At 64.0% G+C, this 16,241-nt stretch carries 13 protein-coding genes and 3 pseudogenes; 7 read left to right on the forward strand and 9 right to left on the reverse strand.

Annotated features, from left to right (window positions below; genetic code table 11):
- Positions 1 to 193 precede the first annotated feature (193 nt).
- The 3 genes from M8523_RS07095 (at position 194) to M8523_RS07105 (ending at position 2,460) form a co-directional block, all read left to right on the forward strand.
- Positions 194 to 346 (forward strand): hypothetical protein, encoded by a 153-nt coding sequence (locus M8523_RS07095; protein ID WP_282584141.1) that lies wholly within the window; start codon positions 194 to 196, stop codon positions 344 to 346.
- Positions 347 to 770: 424 nt separating this feature from the next.
- Positions 771 to 2,063: a PQQ-dependent sugar dehydrogenase gene (locus M8523_RS07100; RefSeq protein ID WP_282584142.1), complete on the forward strand. Its 1,293-nt coding sequence runs from the start codon at positions 771 to 773 to the stop codon at positions 2,061 to 2,063.
- 64 nt (positions 2,064 to 2,127) lie between these two features.
- On the forward strand, positions 2,128 to 2,460 hold the full coding sequence (locus tag M8523_RS07105; protein ID WP_282584143.1) for a c-type cytochrome: 333 nt from the start codon (positions 2,128 to 2,130) through the stop codon (positions 2,458 to 2,460).
- Positions 2,461 to 2,470: 10 nt separating this feature from the next.
- Here the strand turns inward: M8523_RS07105 and pqqE are convergent, their stop codons facing one another.
- From pqqE to M8523_RS07135, 6 genes and pseudogenes are all read right to left on the reverse strand, one after another.
- Positions 2,471 to 3,613 carry a pyrroloquinoline quinone biosynthesis protein PqqE gene (gene pqqE / locus M8523_RS07110; protein ID WP_282584144.1) on the reverse strand — a complete coding sequence of 381 codons (1,143 nt, stop codon included), beginning with the start codon at positions 3,611 to 3,613 and terminating at the stop codon, positions 2,471 to 2,473.
- Positions 3,610 to 3,888, reverse strand: a complete 279-nt coding sequence (pqqD, locus tag M8523_RS07115; protein WP_282584145.1) for a pyrroloquinoline quinone biosynthesis peptide chaperone PqqD — start codon at positions 3,886 to 3,888, stop codon at positions 3,610 to 3,612. The genes pqqE and pqqD overlap by 4 nt, the downstream gene beginning before the upstream one ends.
- Positions 3,885 to 4,661, reverse strand: a complete 777-nt coding sequence (gene pqqC / locus M8523_RS07120; RefSeq protein ID WP_282584146.1) for a pyrroloquinoline-quinone synthase PqqC — start codon at positions 4,659 to 4,661, stop codon at positions 3,885 to 3,887. Before pqqC ends, pqqD begins: the two co-directional genes overlap by 4 nt.
- Positions 4,658 to 5,532, reverse strand: a pseudogene (pqqB, locus tag M8523_RS07125) (pyrroloquinoline quinone biosynthesis protein PqqB). Before pqqB ends, pqqC begins: the two are co-directional and overlap by 4 nt.
- 42 nt (positions 5,533 to 5,574) lie before the next feature.
- The gene (pqqA, locus tag M8523_RS07130; protein ID WP_282584147.1) at positions 5,575 to 5,694 is read right to left on the reverse strand and encodes a pyrroloquinoline quinone precursor peptide PqqA; all 120 of its coding nucleotides are present in this window, start codon (positions 5,692 to 5,694) and stop codon (positions 5,575 to 5,577) included.
- A gap of 138 nt (positions 5,695 to 5,832) precedes the next feature.
- Positions 5,833 to 7,437, reverse strand: coding sequence for an L-lactate permease (locus M8523_RS07135; RefSeq protein WP_282584148.1), 1,605 nt, complete (start codon positions 7,435 to 7,437; stop codon positions 5,833 to 5,835).
- Positions 7,438 to 7,843: 406 nt separating this feature from the next.
- Between M8523_RS07135 and M8523_RS07140 the strand changes: the two genes are divergently transcribed.
- Positions 7,844 to 9,091 carry an IS256 family transposase gene (locus M8523_RS07140; protein WP_282584149.1) on the forward strand — a complete coding sequence of 416 codons (1,248 nt, stop codon included), beginning with the start codon at positions 7,844 to 7,846 and terminating at the stop codon, positions 9,089 to 9,091.
- 298 nt (positions 9,092 to 9,389) lie between these two features.
- Positions 9,390 to 9,965, forward strand: a pseudogene (locus M8523_RS07145) (IS66 family transposase); the annotation flags it as partial.
- 372 nt (positions 9,966 to 10,337) lie between these two features.
- On the opposite strand, the gene M8523_RS36705 reads toward M8523_RS07145, so the two are convergent.
- Together M8523_RS36705 and M8523_RS36710 are read right to left on the reverse strand one after the other, a co-directional pair.
- Positions 10,338 to 10,712, reverse strand: coding sequence for a helix-turn-helix domain-containing protein (locus tag M8523_RS36705; RefSeq protein WP_428350028.1), 375 nt, complete (start codon positions 10,710 to 10,712; stop codon positions 10,338 to 10,340).
- A gap of 99 nt (positions 10,713 to 10,811) precedes the next feature.
- A pseudogene (locus M8523_RS36710) lies at positions 10,812 to 11,288 on the reverse strand (AraC family transcriptional regulator); the annotation flags it as partial.
- A 352-nt stretch (positions 11,289 to 11,640) separates the two neighbouring features.
- Between M8523_RS36710 and M8523_RS07155 the strand changes: the two are divergent.
- Entirely contained in the window at positions 11,641 to 14,055 is a 2,415-nt protein-coding gene (locus tag M8523_RS07155) for a GcvT family protein (protein WP_282584151.1), read from the forward strand.
- A 30-nt stretch (positions 14,056 to 14,085) separates the two neighbouring features.
- Here the strand turns inward: M8523_RS07155 and M8523_RS07160 are convergent, their stop codons facing one another.
- Complete coding sequence (locus M8523_RS07160) at positions 14,086 to 14,775, reverse strand: TetR/AcrR family transcriptional regulator (protein ID WP_282584152.1); 690 nt, start codon at positions 14,773 to 14,775, stop codon at positions 14,086 to 14,088.
- Between the two features lie 247 nt (positions 14,776 to 15,022).
- Between M8523_RS07160 and M8523_RS07165 the strand changes: the two genes are divergently transcribed.
- Entirely contained in the window at positions 15,023 to 16,225 is a 1,203-nt protein-coding gene (locus tag M8523_RS07165; protein ID WP_282584153.1) for a glycine C-acetyltransferase, read from the forward strand.
- Positions 16,226 to 16,241 lie beyond the last annotated feature (16 nt).

Consider the following 16,241-nt stretch of genomic DNA (forward strand, 5'->3'; position numbering starts at 1 on the left):
GAGACGTTTCGTTCTGCGCAATCGCGAATCCCTCCTTGGGCTTTGAAACAGTTTGATAAACAATCGACCACAAGACGCAGGCCGCGTTGGCTGCGTTTCACAGAGGCGCCTTCGAATGAGGACAGCGTTAAACCTGGCTTCCGCGGTAGTATATTACCTCAGCATCACCCCGACTCCTCTTTCCGCGCGAACCATGCAGCAGAAGTTCGAGCAGGCTTGCGGCGCAGAGATCGAAAAGCTCTGTGCCGCCGTGAAAACCGATGCGGACCAATTAAAAGGTTGCATGATGGCTAAGCGCACACAAGTGAGTCCCGCGTGCATGAAGCTCTTCGATGCGTCGGAATGAGGGGTGATCGGGCGCTCTTCAGGGCGTGAGACCTGACTCCTGAAGGCTGAGTCCCTCGATGTGCTCGAAGATAATGCAGGCGTCGAAGCGATGAGCTGGTGGATGGACAACCACCTTCGGTTCGCGTCCGCGAAATAAACCCATAGATGATGCGCTGTGTCTGGCGTCGATTCCCTATCAGCCCCGCGCTACCTCACGCTTTTTCGACCGGTGCCGTGGGCGCCGCCGTTGCATCGTTTGATGGCCGGTCGATCGGCCGCCGCCGACAATTCAGGGGCTGTCGACATCGACGGGTGTTGAATACCGTTGCCTTTATCTCGATTCCGACCACGCCCAACCGCCCCAAACCGCACTGGCCTCCACCACAAGAGCTGCTATGGTTGCGCTGTCAGAGCGCAGAAGACGCCTGGAATCGGAGGAGACGATGAGGGACACATTCAAAATGGCTGTCGCGGCTGGAGCTTTGCTCGCTGCCACGCAGCTCGCTCACGCGCAGAATGCAGATCCTGCGACCGCGCCTGGCGCTGCGGGACCGGGTGCGATGGACAAGCTCGAAGACTTCAAGTCGACGGGCGCCAAGTCCATCCCGACGATCCCGCAGGACCCGGCAAAGGCGGCCGATATCGAGAAGACCCTGGCCCATATCAAACTGCCGCCGGGCTTCAAGATCAGCCTCTACGCCCAGGTCCCCGATGCCCGTATGATCGCGGTCGGGCCCCAGGGCGTGGTCACCTTCGTCAGTACCCGCAAGGACAAGATCTACGCGCTGACCGACCGCACGCGGTCCGGCCATGCCACCGAGGTCAAGGAGTTCGCACCGACCGTTGAGTTCAAGAACCCGAACGGGATCTGCCTGTCGAAGGACGGGTTCCTCTATACCGTCGAGCAGAACCGCGTTTTGCAGTTCGCAGCGGCTGAATTCTTCTACGAAAGCCCGGACGTCGCGGTGAACCCGATCGTCAAGCAGGGCGACCTGATCCCGGCCTCGGAAGAGAGCTTCAATCACTCGGCCCGCGTTTGCGTGGTCGGTCCCGACAACAAGCTCTACATCGCGGTCGGACAGCCCTACAATGTCTACGCGCCAAGCAAGCAGGACATGTATTACAAGGCAGGCATGGGCGCCATTATCCGCATGAACCAGGATGGATCCGAGCGTGAGATCTATGCGCACGGCCTTCGCAATTCGGTCGGGCTCGATTTCGCCAAGGACAAGACGCTCTGGTTCACGGACAACCAGGTGGACGGCATGGGCGACGACATCCCGCCCGGCGAGCTCAATCACGTGACCAAGATGGGCCAGAACTTCGGCTTCCCCTGGTACGGTGGGGGTCATACCCGGACGGTCGAGTACAAAGATCAGACGCCACCCGCCGACCTCGTGTTTCCAGTCGTCGAGGAGGCTGCCCACGCGGCGGACCTTGGCATGATGGTCTATACGGGCAAGATGTTCCCGAAAGAATATCAAGGCGCGATCTTCTCGGCGCAGCACGGGTCCTGGAACCGGACCGTGCCGGTTGGTGCCCGCGTGATGGTGACCAAGATCAAGGACGACGGCACGGCGCCGGAAGGATCCAAACCGTTCGCCGAGGGTTGGCTGAACGGCGATGGCGAATATGACGGGCGTCCCGTCGCCGTCGCGCAGCTGCGTGATGGCTCGTTGCTGGTGTCCGACGATTTCGCTGGCGCGGTCTACCGCATTACTTACAGCGCCAACTAGCGAAACCGACGATAACACCGCCTTGGGCTTTTCGAAGCCCAGGGCGCCCACGCATGGTGCCTCGATGATCCGCCTCGTTTGTATCGCTTCAATCTTGACGCTCTCCGCCCATGCGGCCTGGGCCGACGGCAACGCAAAATCCGGCGCTCAGAAAATCAAGACGCTGCAATGCCAGAGCTGCCACGGCAAGGATGGCTTGTCCAAACTGCCGGGTGCTCCCAACCTTGCGGGACAGGCGCAAGATTATTTGATCGCAGCTCTGGGCGCCTATCGTAGCGAAGATCGCAAGAACGAGATCATGAACACGGTCGCCAAGCCACTGACGGACGCGGATATCGCTGACTTGACCGCCTACTACGCCTCGCTTCAGATCACGGTGAAGCCGCCGGCGCCTTGAGGCGCCCGGTTCAATCTGACGCGGAGCTCGCCCCTGAGCGTGCGGGCATGCGCCTGTAGACGTAGTCGATCGGACCCTCGGCGACGGGCTGCACCCCCTCGGCCTCGGCAATCGCGGCCACCACCGCGTGGTTCGGCGACAGCATGCAGACCGGATCGGTCGCGGCGGCGTCGCCGGCGAGCGCCAGCGCCTGACAACGGCACCCGCCCCAATCGATCTCTTTCCGCGCGCAGGATCGGCAGGGCTCCTGCATCCAATCGGTGCCTCGATAGGCCTGAAAGGCTGGGGAATCAGCCCAGATCGTACTCAAGGCATGGGTCGCGACGCTCCAGAACTCCAAGCCGGGGATGGTTTCGGCCGCGTGGCAGGGCAAGACCCGCCCGCTCGGCGTGACGTTCAAGGATCGTCGCGCCCAGCCGCCCATGCAGGCCTTCGGATAGCGGGCATGATAGTCCGGTGCGACGTGGTCAATGACGATAGTGCCGGCATGCAGCACCTTCAGCCGTTCGATCTCCGCGATGGCTCGCTTGGCCTCGTCGCGGGATGGCATGAGCGCGCTTCGGTTGCGCAGGCCCCAGCCGTAATATTGCGTGTGGGCGATTTCGACGCGGCGCGCGCCGAGCGTAATGGCGAGCGCGACCATCGCGCCCGCGCGGGCCACGTTGGCGCGGTGGATGACGGCATTGACGGTCAAGGGCAGGCCTGCCTCCTGCACCAGCGCCGCCGCCTCCCTCTTACGTGCGAACGCACCCTGATAGCCGGCAATATGGTCTGCCGACGTCGCCTCGGAGTCCTGGATGGACAATTGGACGTGGTCGAGGCCAGCCTCCGCGAGCCGCGTCATGACCGGACGCGTCAACCCGACCCCCGACGTGATCAAATTGGTGTAGAGGCCGACATGCGCGCAATGGGCCACGAGATCCGCAAGATCCCGTCGCGTGAGCGGCTCGCCGCCGGACAGGTGAACGTGGAGGATGCCAAGCGCCGCGGCCTCGCCGAACACGCGTTGCCACGTCGCCGTATCGAGTTCACCGGCGCGCGCATCGAGCTCGATCGGGTTCGAGCAATAGGGGCAGCCAAGGGGACAGCGGTGGGTCAGTTCGGCCAAAAGGCCGATGGGGGCCGGCAGGTCACGCGGGGTGATCGCTGTCACAGGTCGATCATCCGCTTGGCTGCGAGATCGGCCAGGAAGGTCTGGACGTCGCTCTCGATGCGGGTGCGGTCCGCCTTGAAGGCGCTGGCGAGGTCGTCGACGATAGCGGTGATGGTCGCATCGCCGGTGCAGCGCTTCAGGATTTCCACGGCGACCAGATCGGCTTTCAGAACGCGCTCGGGTGCGAGCAGCGTCCACTCGTTGCGGACCGCATCGTGTTTGAGGCGGACGCCGCGCGGCAGGCGCGGTTTGCTGTCAAGCGCCAGAGAGATCATGCGGCCCGGACCGTCGACGCCTCGGTGGGCTGCCACGTGCCCGGTGGCGCGGCGCCCTCGACATAGGCCGTCCACAGCCCGTCCAACTGCAGCCACAGCACGTTGCACTTGAATTCGAGCGCCGCCATCACGGCGTGCTGTTCCTGCGGCGTGCGCGCCTCGCGCATGACGTAAGCGAGCGCGAAATCGCTATCCCGCTGCGCCTGTTCGGGCCGGGCGGTGAAATAGGCGAGCGTGTCGCGGCTGACGAACGGATAGTGGGCCAGCATGCCCGACAAGCGTTCGCTGATGATCTGGGGCGAGAATAGTTCCGTGAGGGACGAAGCGATGGCCTCGAGCAGGCTGCGGCTGCGGCAGAACTCGACATAGGCTTCGACGGCAAAGCGTGTCGCGGGCAGCACGTGGCGAGCGGAGATGACGTCGTCGCGTGAGAGGCCGAGGCTGTCGGTCAGCCGCAGCCAGCGTTCGATGCCGCCAAGGCCATCTTCCATGCCGTCATGATCCTCGATCCGCTTGCGCCATTCGCGCCGCAGGGCGGAATCGCCCATGCGGGTCAGCACGGTGGCGTCTTTGATGGGGATCATCGACTGATAGAAGTAACGGTTAAGCGCCCAGGCCTGGACTTGGCCGAAACTGCACTGGCCGCCGTGCAGTTTCTTGTGAAAGCGATGGTGATTGTGATAGCGCTCGGCGCCGATCCGCCGCAACGCCGCCTCGAACGCCGCCGGGTCGAGAAGGCGATCATCCGATCGGCCCTGCATCTCCGGCGTCATAAGTCAAACTCCATCCCATCGTGGGCAACCGGCCACTTCCACCCCCATCCGTTCCGCCTATCGTTCGATCAGGACCGGGTTGGTGTTGTCGATGTGAATATAGACTTTGCGGGCACATTGAACAGCAGCAAAACCGCGCAACGAACCGGTCTCACCCCCGATTTGCAGGTGGCCCATGCGGCCAGCCGCCTTCGTTGACAGACCAAGAGCCACCATCTCGTCGTCCGTTGAGGTCGTCTCGTGGAACAGCAACAGGTCGGTGCCTGCGATCCGTGCCGGCAGGTTTGGGGTCAGATGAGCGCAGCCGGGAAATAACCATGCGGCTATCCGTCGTGGCGATCTCGAGGCCAATCGTGAATTGGGTCAACGTGCCAATTTCGACCGCGCCGGCTTCGCGATAGAGTGGGACCTTGCCGGGCACCGCGAAGGGCGTCACCCTGAAGCCGAGCCCGGCTGCACCGGATGGTTCAGGGAGACCGGTGTGCGCCGGACATAGACGGGGTCGAGGACGCCGAACACCGTGTCGAGCGCGACCAGCCCCGGCGTCGCGTCGGTGCCGTAGAGCGTGACGGCCTAGCTCTCCCGCAGCGTCAGAAGCCCCGCGACATGGTCGACATCGCCGTTCGTCAGGAAGACCGCGTCGATCGGTGAACCACGCTTGCCCACGGAATGCAGCGCAGGGTTGGCAATGATCTGCTGTCGGTGATCGGGGGACGCGTTGAATGGCATCCAGCGCCTGTCACCGCGATGCTCGATTGCGTGCGCGCCGTAACCCTATCTCTCCCGTCCCAGGCCAGCGCACAAACGGAGCACCTGCAGTTCCACTGTGGAAGCCGCCGCCCGCTGCCGATCCGAGGACGAGAATGCGCAACTTGAAGGTCCCGCCGCCGCTGCCGGCGTCGGCCTGACGGCTTCAGATCGAAGCGGACTCGTAGCTCGTGACTTCCATGCCGATGCAGACTTCAGTCACGACGGGGGTGGTCCAGGCCATGATTTCCTCCATGAAATGCAGCCAAGTGCTGCTCGGGGCCACGCCTATACGCAGCCTCTGTGAATTGTACTCTCACTTTTTCGTCTTGGCCAGAACGTCTGGTTGCGAGCCCGGTGCAACAATCCGGGTTCCCCGCCGCAAGAGCCTGGATGGCCTCGCCTCACTCGCTCGCGCCCCGTCCTAGCCCGGGATGACCCATGGCGTGAGGTATTGCTGCACCAGCACGAGCAGCCCGAGGATGAACGTCAGGATGATGCTGTGCTTGAAGGTGCGGGCGAAGACCAGCCCTTCCTGGCCCTTGAGGTTGGTGACCGACACGCCCGTAGCGATGTTCTGCGGCGAGATCATCTTGCCCATGACGCCGCCGGACGAGTTCGAGGCGGCGATCAGTACGGGGTTGAGGCCGAGCTGGTTGGCGGCCACGACCTGCAGGTTGCCGAACAGGGCGTTGCCGGAGGTGTCGCTGCCCGACATGAAGACCGCGATCCATCCGAGGAACGGCGACAGCAACGGGAACAAGGCGCCCACCGAGGCGACGCCCCTGCCCAGCGTATAGGCCATGCCGGAATAGTTCATCACGAAGGCGAGCGCGAGGATCAGCATCACCGTGAGGATGGCGATGCGGGCCTGCCGCCACACCACGCCGACCTGCGCGATGAAGACCGCGGGCGGCAGGCGGACCAGCAGCGCCGTCAGGATCGCCGCGAGCAGGATCGCCGTGCCGGTCGCGAGCGGCTGGAAATCCCATATCGCACCGTAGGGCGCGTCCTTGTAGAGGGTGATCGAGATCGCGTTGTGCAGCCCCGGCCACTGGATCTTGGTGTCGCCGATGGCGAAGATCTTGAGCGTCGTCCACACGACCACGACGGCCGAGACGATGAGCCACGGCAGCCAGCCCGCCCAGGTGGCATGGGTGGCGACCGCCGCACGCGGATCGCGCCGCAGGGCGATGGCATAGGCCGGATCGGCCGCCGGCTGCCAGACGCGCAGGAACAGCAGCGTGACCACGAGCGAGCCGAGCGAGGAGAAGACGTCGGTCAGCTTGTAGTCGACGAGATTGGCGGTCGCGAACTGGATCAGGGCGAAGGAGCCGCCGGCGACCAGCAGCACGGGCCACAATGCGGCGAGCGAGCGGCGCCCGCCGAACAGGCCCATGACGTAGAAGGGCAGCAGCAGCGCGATGAAGGGCAGCTGCCGCCCGATCATCTGCCCGAGCGTGATGTCGGACAGGTGGGTGACCTGCCCCAGTACCGTGACGGGCACCCCGAGCGCGCCGAAGGCGACCGGGGCGGTGTCGAAGATCAGCGTATAGGTCAGCGCGTCGAGCGGCGCGAAGCCGACCAGGATCAGCATGGCGCTGGTGATGGCGATGGGGGTGCCAAAGCCGGCGATGCCTTCCAAGAGGGCGCCGAAGCAGAAGCCGACCACGATGAGGACGATGCGCCGGTCGTTCGGCAGATTGTCGAGGAGCCAGAGCCGCAGGCTCTCGAAGCGCCCGGAGACGACGGCGATGTTGTAGAGCAGTAGCGCGTTGACGACGATCCACATGATCGGCCAGAGCGCGAAGATCCCGCCGTTGGCGGCGGCGTCGAGCGCCAGTCCGACCGGCAATTGCCACACGGCCGTCGCCATCACGATGGCGGCGGCGAGGCCGGCGAGACAGGCCTGCCATGCGGGGCGCCGCAGCACCCCGAGCAGCACCAGCACGATCGCGATGGGGAGGGCAGCCACGACGAACGACGCCAGCAGGCTGTCGCCCACCGGCGTGAGCAATTGCTTGAACATCTCTCCTCCCGACCCCTTTTGTGGCAACTGTGTGGCGAACGGAGGGGAAAGGTCAAGCGTTAAGCGCGGGGTACACTGGGTGATCGCCTGGAGACATCGCGCGATCTCCGAATGCGCATTTCGACCTGCTATGGGCCGTTTGGCCGGACCAATCGAACGGCTGCTTGCGATTTCCACAAACCGGAAGCCGCCATTCTCCTTGCGGCCAGGCCAGGTCGCTCGCCTGACACCGATAGGTGCGCCTTTACCGTTGGCCAGAGGTAGCGTCCAGGGGAGTGGTGGAGAATTTGGTTTGGGGTCGACGGGCGGAGCTCCGCACATAGCGGAGCCCGTCGGCCCCTTGGGTGGCCACCGTGCCTCTTGGTAAGGTCGGGTTGCGACACGCGACACGAACCGGAGAACCACGATGACCGACGACACCATGCCACTGCTGGACGCTTTGCTGAAGCGCGGAGGCGGTGATTTCATGAAGGACTTGGCCGAAGAGGTGCTGCAACGGCTGATGGCCTACGACATCGACGGGCGTATCGGCGCGGGCCGCTACGAGCGCAATGACGAACGAACGACGCGCAACGGCTATCGCGAACGCCCCTTCGACACGCGCCTGGGGACGCTCGATCTCAAGATCCCCAAGCTGCGCAAGGGTTCGTACTTTCCGGGCTTTTTGGAGCCACGCCGCACGACCGAGCAGGCGCTCGTGGCGGTGATTCAGGAAGCCTGGATCCAGGGGGTCTCAACCCGCAAGGTCGACGACCTCGTCCAGGCAATGGGCCTCAATGGTATTTCCAAGAGCCAGGTGTCCGAATTGTGCAAGGGCATTGATGTCCGCGTAAACTCCTTCCTCGACAGGCCCATCACGGGAGATTGGACCTATCTGTGGCTCGACGCCACATACCTGAAGGTGCGCGAAGACGGCCGCATCGTGTCGATCGCCGCCATAATCGCCACCGGGGTCAATACCGATGGCCGGCGTGAGATCCTGGGCCTCGGTCTAGGACCCTCGGAGGCCACCGTCTTCTGGCTCGGCTTCCTGCGCGGTCTGGAAAAGCGAGGTCTCAAAGGGGTAAAGCTCGTCATCTCGGACGCCCACGAAGGATTGAAGGCCGCCGTCACCCAGGTCTTCAAGGCAAGCTGGCAGAGGTGCCGCGTGCACTTCATGCGCAATGCCTTGGCCTATGTCCCTCCGCCTGCCATCCCACGATGCTGCGCATCGCGTGAGCCTTGGCAGGCTCCGCCCAAAGGCCAGCATCAGATGGTGGCGGCCGCCATCAGGACCGTGTTCATGCAGGAGACCCAGGCCGCGGCCTCGAAGACGTGGCGCCAGGTCGCAGACCAACTCCGTCCTCGATTGCCAAAACTGGCCGCACTGATGGACGACGCTGAAGCCGACGTCATCGCCTTCATGGCCTTCTCAAAATCCCACTGGCCCAAGCTCCACTCGACCAATCCGATCGAACGATTAAACAAGGAGGTCAAGCGACGCGCCGATGTGGTCGGCATCTTTCCAAACGAGGCCTCAATCCGGCGTCTTGTCGGAGCTGTGCTGCTCGAACAGAATGACGAATGGCAACTCCAGCATCGATACATGACGCTCGAAACCATGACCACGCGCGGCGACGATCACGCCGCCGCCCTTCCTCAAATCGCCGCCTGATCGCCAGAAGGCCCGAAGGAACACCCAGCTAAATTCCACCACCTTGACGGACGTGACCCGATGCTGCCCCCGGATCCAACACGGCGAAGGCTTCAGCGCTTGCATGATTTCGAGGCTATCCGCAGGGCTTCAGTACCCGCTGTCTACGCTTCACGAACGCCGTTGCCGACGCCCATGCAAGACTCGCTTCCGGCTGACGGGCTCCGTCTTTGCCGGGAGGGCGTCGAACCCTCTGGGTCACGATGAAAGGTTTCAGGTCACATCCTTCCTCCTCTCCAGGGCTTACCCTAACGCAAGCTGGGCCCATGCGCCGAGACAGTTCCTCGACTTCGTGGCCAAGGGCGCGTCGCCGATTGCCAGCGAGGTGCTGAAGCGCATTGCCGCCCTGTGCCGCATCGAGGGCGAGATCGCCGGCCAATCCGCCGAGGCACGCCGCCGGGCCCGAGAAGCGCGGAGCCGGCCGCTCCTGGTCGCGCTGGAACGCTTCCTGCGCGACAAGCTGGCCCTCATCAGCCAGAAGAGCACGCTCGCCGATGCCATCCGCTACGCGACCTCACGCTGGACCGGGCTGATGCTCTTCGTCGAGGACGGCCGCATCGAGATGGACTCGAATACGGTCGAGCGTTCAATCAGGCCCCTGGCCCTCAATCGAAAAAACGCACTCTTCGCCAGCTCTGATCGCGGCGGCGAACATTGGGCGGTGATCGCCTCGCTCGTGGAAACCTGCAAGCTGAACGGCGTCGAACCGCAGGGCTACCTGGCCGACGTCATCGCCCGCATCGTCGATGGCATTCCCCAGAGCCGCATCGATGATCTGCTTCCTTGGACCTATCCGACCATTCCCGGGCTCAAGGCGACCGCCCGAGCAGCATAAACATAGCTACCCGCGCCTACGAAGGTGTGCTCGGGGCATCGCTTACCCCTGATCGACCGCACGACTGCTTGGTCCGAACCATTTCTGCTCCTGCCATGTCACGCCACGGGCCAGCGATGAGCGTGAGGTCGAACACTCTGCCATAGAAGAAGCCAATACAGGCACTCCATCTCGTGGCGACTGTATCGGTCCAATGGCTTTGTTTTCGGCCCGAAGCGGCTAGTTTCGCCGCATAAACAGCTGTGCGGGGCGCACGCCTGACCAATCGTTCTATGGTCCATCATGACAAATGGCATGTCGACCATCAAGGAGATACGATAGAGAACCTAACGACTATGATGAACAACATCGCTACACCTCGTGTGTGAGAATTCACGCAATGCGACTGTCGATGGAGTCAAACCTTGAGATCGTACGCTCCCGAGTCGGCGTTTGATTAAATCGTTCGGAATAGCACTTGGAGAAGTGCGAAGCCGAGGTGAAGCCGCAGGCGAGGCCGACCGAGACCATAGAGATCGAGGTTTGGCGGATCAGGGCTCTTGCGCGCTGAAGCCGGATGTCGAGGTAGAAGCGCGTTGGCGATTGATTGAAGTATTTGGAGAACAGACGTTCCAGTTGCCGCGTCGAGACGGCGACTTGGGCTGCGAGTTCGGCACAGGACAATGGCTCTTCGACATTTCGCTCCATCAGATCGACGACGTCGATCAGCTTCGGGTGCGCCACGCTTAACCGGGCGCGGAGCGTCATGCGTTGCCGGTCCTGTCCATCGCGAATGCGATGGTGCACGAGCTGGTCGATCAGAGGAACGACGACTTCGGCGCCGTGCCGGCATGATATGAGATGCAGCATCATGTCAATGCCGGCGGTACCGCCCGCGCAAGTCAGACGTTTGCGATCGATTTCGAACAGGTTGCAGGTCAGGCGAAGCTCGGGAAACTGCTCGCGCAGAGTGTCTAGATATTCCCAGTGTATGGTGCAGGTATAGCCATCGAGTAGTCTCGCATGGGCCAGGATGTAAGCGCCGGTTCCAAGGGCACCCAGCGCGATGCCCCGTGTGGCGAGACTCCGCAGCTTCGCCCTCAACTCATGCGCATCCACCTTCTGAACGTCTGCGTCGGCGCAAATGATGGCTGCGGCGACCCCTGCCGCATCGTCGAAGGTGCCGTCGGCAGGGATCGGGATGCCGTTCGAAGCCCTGACCGGCAGGCCGTCGGATGACAGGATGCGCCAGCGATAAGCTTCGTAGCCGCATACACGGTTGGCGAGTCGCAGCGTTTCCAGCGCCGACACGACGGTCACCATCGACACCTGAGGAACCAGCATGAACGCGAGTGAAACCGGCTGCGCGCCGTTCTCCTGAGCTGTGCCCAACGGATCGAGAGGATGGCACAGCCTCAAGGTCGATCACCGCATTCGGAAAGGAACGAAGCCCAAGCGGCACCCGCTGGCGAGGTCCAAACCTAGTCACGAAGTACACTCATGTCCAGTCCGGGATTGCTTGGTGCCCCGATCGCACTGCAGCATCTGCTCACGTTGTTGCACCCAGACTTTATGGGGCATGTGAGAGGCCGAAGTCCGATTGCCAAGCTGGCGTCACACCGAACCCGCTTGTTATGTACACTAATGTCTGATTACATCCCGAGGCCGTGCGCGCAAGGAAAGAAGGAGGCTGTCGATGAGGAGTCATTATCGCGTCGCGATCATCGGCGGCGGTGTGGTCGGGGCCTCGGTGGCCTACCATCTGGCGAAACTCGGCTGGACCGATGTCGCATTGTTCGAACGCGAGGTGCTGACGGCCGGGTCGAGCTGGCATGCCGCCGGCGGCTTCCACGCCCTGAACGCCGATCCGAACATCGCGGCGCTACAATCCTACACGATCGACCTGCTGTCCGAGATCGAACGGGAATCGGGCCAGAATGTTGGCATGCATATGAGCGGAGGTATCTCCATCGCCGCAGCCCCTGACCGGTGGGAGTGGCTGCAGGCGAACTATCGCATCATGCAGACCATGGGCATCGACGACGTCCACCTCATCGGCCCCGCCGAGATCAAGGAGCGCTGTCCGGTCATCGAAACAGCGGGCCTCTACGGCGGCATGTACTCCGAGCGTGAGGGCCACATCGATCCGTCGGGGGTCGTCCATGCCTATGCGCGCAGCGCCAAGCTACGAGGCGCCGACATTCTCGAGCATAATCGCGTGCTGGAGCTGCGGCAGAACCCCGACCGGACCTGGACGGTCGTGACCGAGAGCGGCACGGTGACGGCCGAGCATGTGGTGAACGCGGGCGGCCTCTGGGCCAAGCAGGTCGGCCGCATGGTCGGCATCGACCTGCCGGTGACGCCGATGGAACACCATTACCTCGTGACCGAATCGATCCCCGAGATCGCGCAACTCGGCTTCGAGCTGCCGCATATCGTGGACCTCGAGGGATTCACCTACATGCGCCAGGAACAGAAGGGCATGCTGCTCGGCATCTACGAGCGCAACTTCAAGCACTGGAACATGGAGGGCGCGCCCTGGGATTACGGCATCGAGCTGATCCAGGAGGATGTCGAGCGCATCTCGGACGAGCTGTCGCTCGGCTTCGAGCGCTACCCCTGCCTGCAGAATGCCGGCATCAAGCGCTGGGTCAACGGTGCCTTCACCTTCGCGCCGGACGGCAACCCGCTGGTCGGCCCGGTGCGCGGCGTTGCCAATTATTGGGTGGCGTGCGGCGTGATGGCCGGCTTCCTCCAGGGCGGCGGCGTCGGCAAGTCGCTGGCCGAATGGATGGTGCATGGCGAGCCGGAGGCCGATGTCTTCGGCATGGACATCGCCCGCTTCGGCGATTTCGCGTCGAACCGCGAGTACATCCGGCAGACGACCGGGCAGTTCTATTCGCGCCGTTTCGTCATGAGCTATCCCAACGAGCAGCTTCCGGCCGGGCGCGTGCTGAAGACGGCGCCGGCCTATGACGCCATGACGGCGGCCGGCGCGCGCTGGGGCAACAACTGGGGCCTGGAGCTTCCCCTGTATTTCGCCGAACCCGGCTTCGTCGAGACCCCGACGCTGCGGCGCTCCAACGCCGACCCGTTCCTGGCCGCGGAGGCGCAGGCCGTCCGAAGCGCGGCGGGCCTGCTCGACACCTCGGCCTTCTCGCGTTACCGCGTCTCGGGTCCGGGCGCCGAGGCCTGGCTCGACAGGGTCATGGCCTGCCGGCTCCCGAAGCCCGGCCGGGCCAAGCTGGCGCCGATGCTGTCAGAGACCGGACGCCTCAAGGGCGACCTCACGCTGCTGAACTGGGGCGACGGCAGTTGGTGGATCATGGGATCCTACTATCTGCGCGAGTGGCACATGCGCTGGTTCGAGGCGCATGGCGCGGCGGACGTCACGGTCGAGGACATTTCCGACGACATCACCGGCTTCGAGCTGGCCGGCCCCGCCTCGCGCAAGATCCTGCAGAAGCTGACCCACCAGGACGTGTCTTCGGCCGGACTGCCGTTCATGGGCTGCGGCACGCTCGATGTCGGGCTGATCCGCGCCAAGGTGGCGCGCCTGTCGATCACCGGCGAACTCGGCTACGAGATCAATTGCCGGGCCTTCGAACACGCCACGCTGCGCCGCATCCTTCTCGAAGCCGGGGTGGAATTCGGCCTCAAGGAGATCGGCTACGCAGCCGTCAACGCACTGCGGCTGGAGAAGAGCTTCGGCATCTGGTCACGCGAGTTCACGCAAGGCTATACGCCGGCCATGACGGGCCTCGACCGCTTCATCGCCTTCGACAAGGGCGATTTCATCGGCCGCGACAAGGCGCTGGCCGAGAAGAATGCCGGTGGAGCCACCAGGGTACTGGTGACGCTGGAGGTGGATGCGACCGATGCCGACGCCACCGGCTACGAGCCGATTTGGAACGACGGCACCCTGGTGGGCCACGTCACCTCGGGCGGCTTCGGCTACACGCTTGGGACGAGTATCGCCCTGGCGCTGGTGGATCGCGCGATCGCCACGGCCGGGACGGAATTGACGGTGCATATCGTCGGCCAGGAACGCCGGGCCCGCATCATCGCCAATGCGCCCTATGATCCGTCCGGCGCGCTCATGCGGAGCTGAACATCCGGACCTCTGGATGTCGGCCCGACCCTAGATGTCCGGTCGGAAGCGGCGGGCGAAGCGGCGGAAAGTCTCCATTTCGGCCGCGCTCGCGTCCTGGCCGCTGAAGGCGCGAACGTAGCCGGCCGAGTTCTGGAACCGGGCCTTCACGTCCTCGCGAAGGTCGAGCGTGTAATGGCCGATCTGGGTGAAGTAGAGCACCCGGGCGCGAATGAGGGCGTCCTCGGCATCGAAGCCGTGTCGCGTGAACATTCTGGCCAGGGCGCCGAGGCGTTGCTCGTCGGCCTGTGCCACGACCGCTGCGACCGTCGCCGATCGCCGCGCCCAAAGCCGCACCGCGATGTCCAGTTGCGGATCGAACAGACTCAAGTCCAGCCAGCACTCGAACACGTTGAGGATGCCGCGCGTCACGGTGTCCGAGGGTCGCATCGCCCGCTCGATGATCGGCCCTGTATTCTTGCGCAGCCAGAAATCGAGCATCTGCGCATGCAGGTCCTTCGTGCTCTCGAAGAAGAAGTAGAAGCTCGACCGGGACACCCCGAGCGTCTTGGCGATAATCTGAACCTTGACCCGGTCGATCCCGTCCGCAATCAGCGCCGCGATGGCGAGCGCGAGCCATTCGTCACGGGTCGTGCGCCCTTCTCGTTCACCCGTGGCAGGTGCTTGTTCGGCGGCATTGTCCTGCATCTCACCTCCCGCCGGCACGGATCGATGGGTCATAACCTCGCGGCGTACGTCTTCTATCCCGAGGTCGGCACGAAGCCAAAACCGATCTGTGCCGATGCGAGTGCGGGACGCCTGTGCCTTGTACTCACTGGCGAGGCTGCCGCCCATACTAAGACAGCTCCGAGTTCCGGCACTTGCATCACGCCAAGATTCATGTTCACTTGTGTCTATAGGCGAAGTGGGTGCTGGGATCGACACCGACCGTCGGGCCGGGCCAGCCGAAGCGAGCGCGGAGGGTGCGATGTCGTCGGGGTTCCTTGACCATCTCGAAAGCGTGCTCGCCGGCATCCGCGAAGATGGCCTCTACAAGGTCGAGCGGGTGATCGCGGGGCCGCAAGGCGGGCGGATCGCCATCGAGGCGGACGGCGTCACGCATCAGGCGGTCAACCTCTGCGCCAACAATTATCTCGGCCTCGCCGACGATGCCGACATCATCGCGGCCGCCAAGACGGCGCTGGATGAATTCGGCTTCGGCATGGCCTCGGTGCGCTTCATCTGCGGCACCCAGACCCTGCACCGCGCGCTCGAGCAGCGGATCGCGCGCTATCTCGGCAAGGACGACGCCATCGTGTTCGCGGCCTGCTTCGACGCCAACGGCGGCGTCTTCGAGCCGCTGTTCGGCGCCGAGGATGCGATCATCTCGGATGCGCTGAACCACGCCTCCATCATCGATGGCGTTCGATTGAGCAAGGCCAAGCGCTACCGCTTCGCCAATGCCGACATGAATGAGCTCGAGACGCGGTTGAAGGAGGCCGATCGCGACGGGGCGCGCTTCAAGCTGATCGTCACCGACGGCGTCTTCTCCATGGACGGCCACGTGGCCAACCTGCCCGCCATCGCGGAGCTCGCGCAGCGCTACGGCGCACTCGTCATGGTGGACGATTGCCACGCCACCGGGCATCTCGGCCCGCAGGGGCGCGGCACGCCGGCCCTGACCGGAACCGATGGGCGCATCGACATCGTCACGGGCACGTTCGGCAAGAGCCTGGGCGGCGCCATGGGCGGCTTCGTGGCCGCGGCACAGCCCATTGTCGACCTGCTGCGCCAGCGCGCGCGACCCTACCTGTTTTCCAACAGCCTCGCGCCCGCGGTGGCGGCCGGGTCGCTCGAGGCCATCGACATCGCCGAACGGGCGGATGACCGCAGGGCGCGGCTCGCGGCCCATGCCAAGCGCTTCCGCCAGGGCCTGAGTGCGACGGGGTTCGACCTCGTGCCGGGCGAGACGCCCATCATCCCCGTCATGCTGCACGATGCGCGACGGGCCCAGAGCCTGGCCAAGGCGCTGCACGAGCGCGGCGTTCACGTCGCGGCCTTCTTCTTCCCCGTGGTACCGAAGGGCGCGGCACGCATCCGCACCCAGATGTCGGCGGCCTTGAGCGAGGCGGACGTTGATTTCGCCATCGACGCCTTCACGGACGCCGGCCGTTCGCTCGGCCTCGTCTGAGGTTTCTTTCAAGAAA

The organism is Lichenifustis flavocetrariae, assembly GCF_026130545.1.
Classification (GTDB): Bacteria; Pseudomonadota; Alphaproteobacteria; order Rhizobiales; family Beijerinckiaceae; genus Lichenihabitans; species Lichenihabitans flavocetrariae.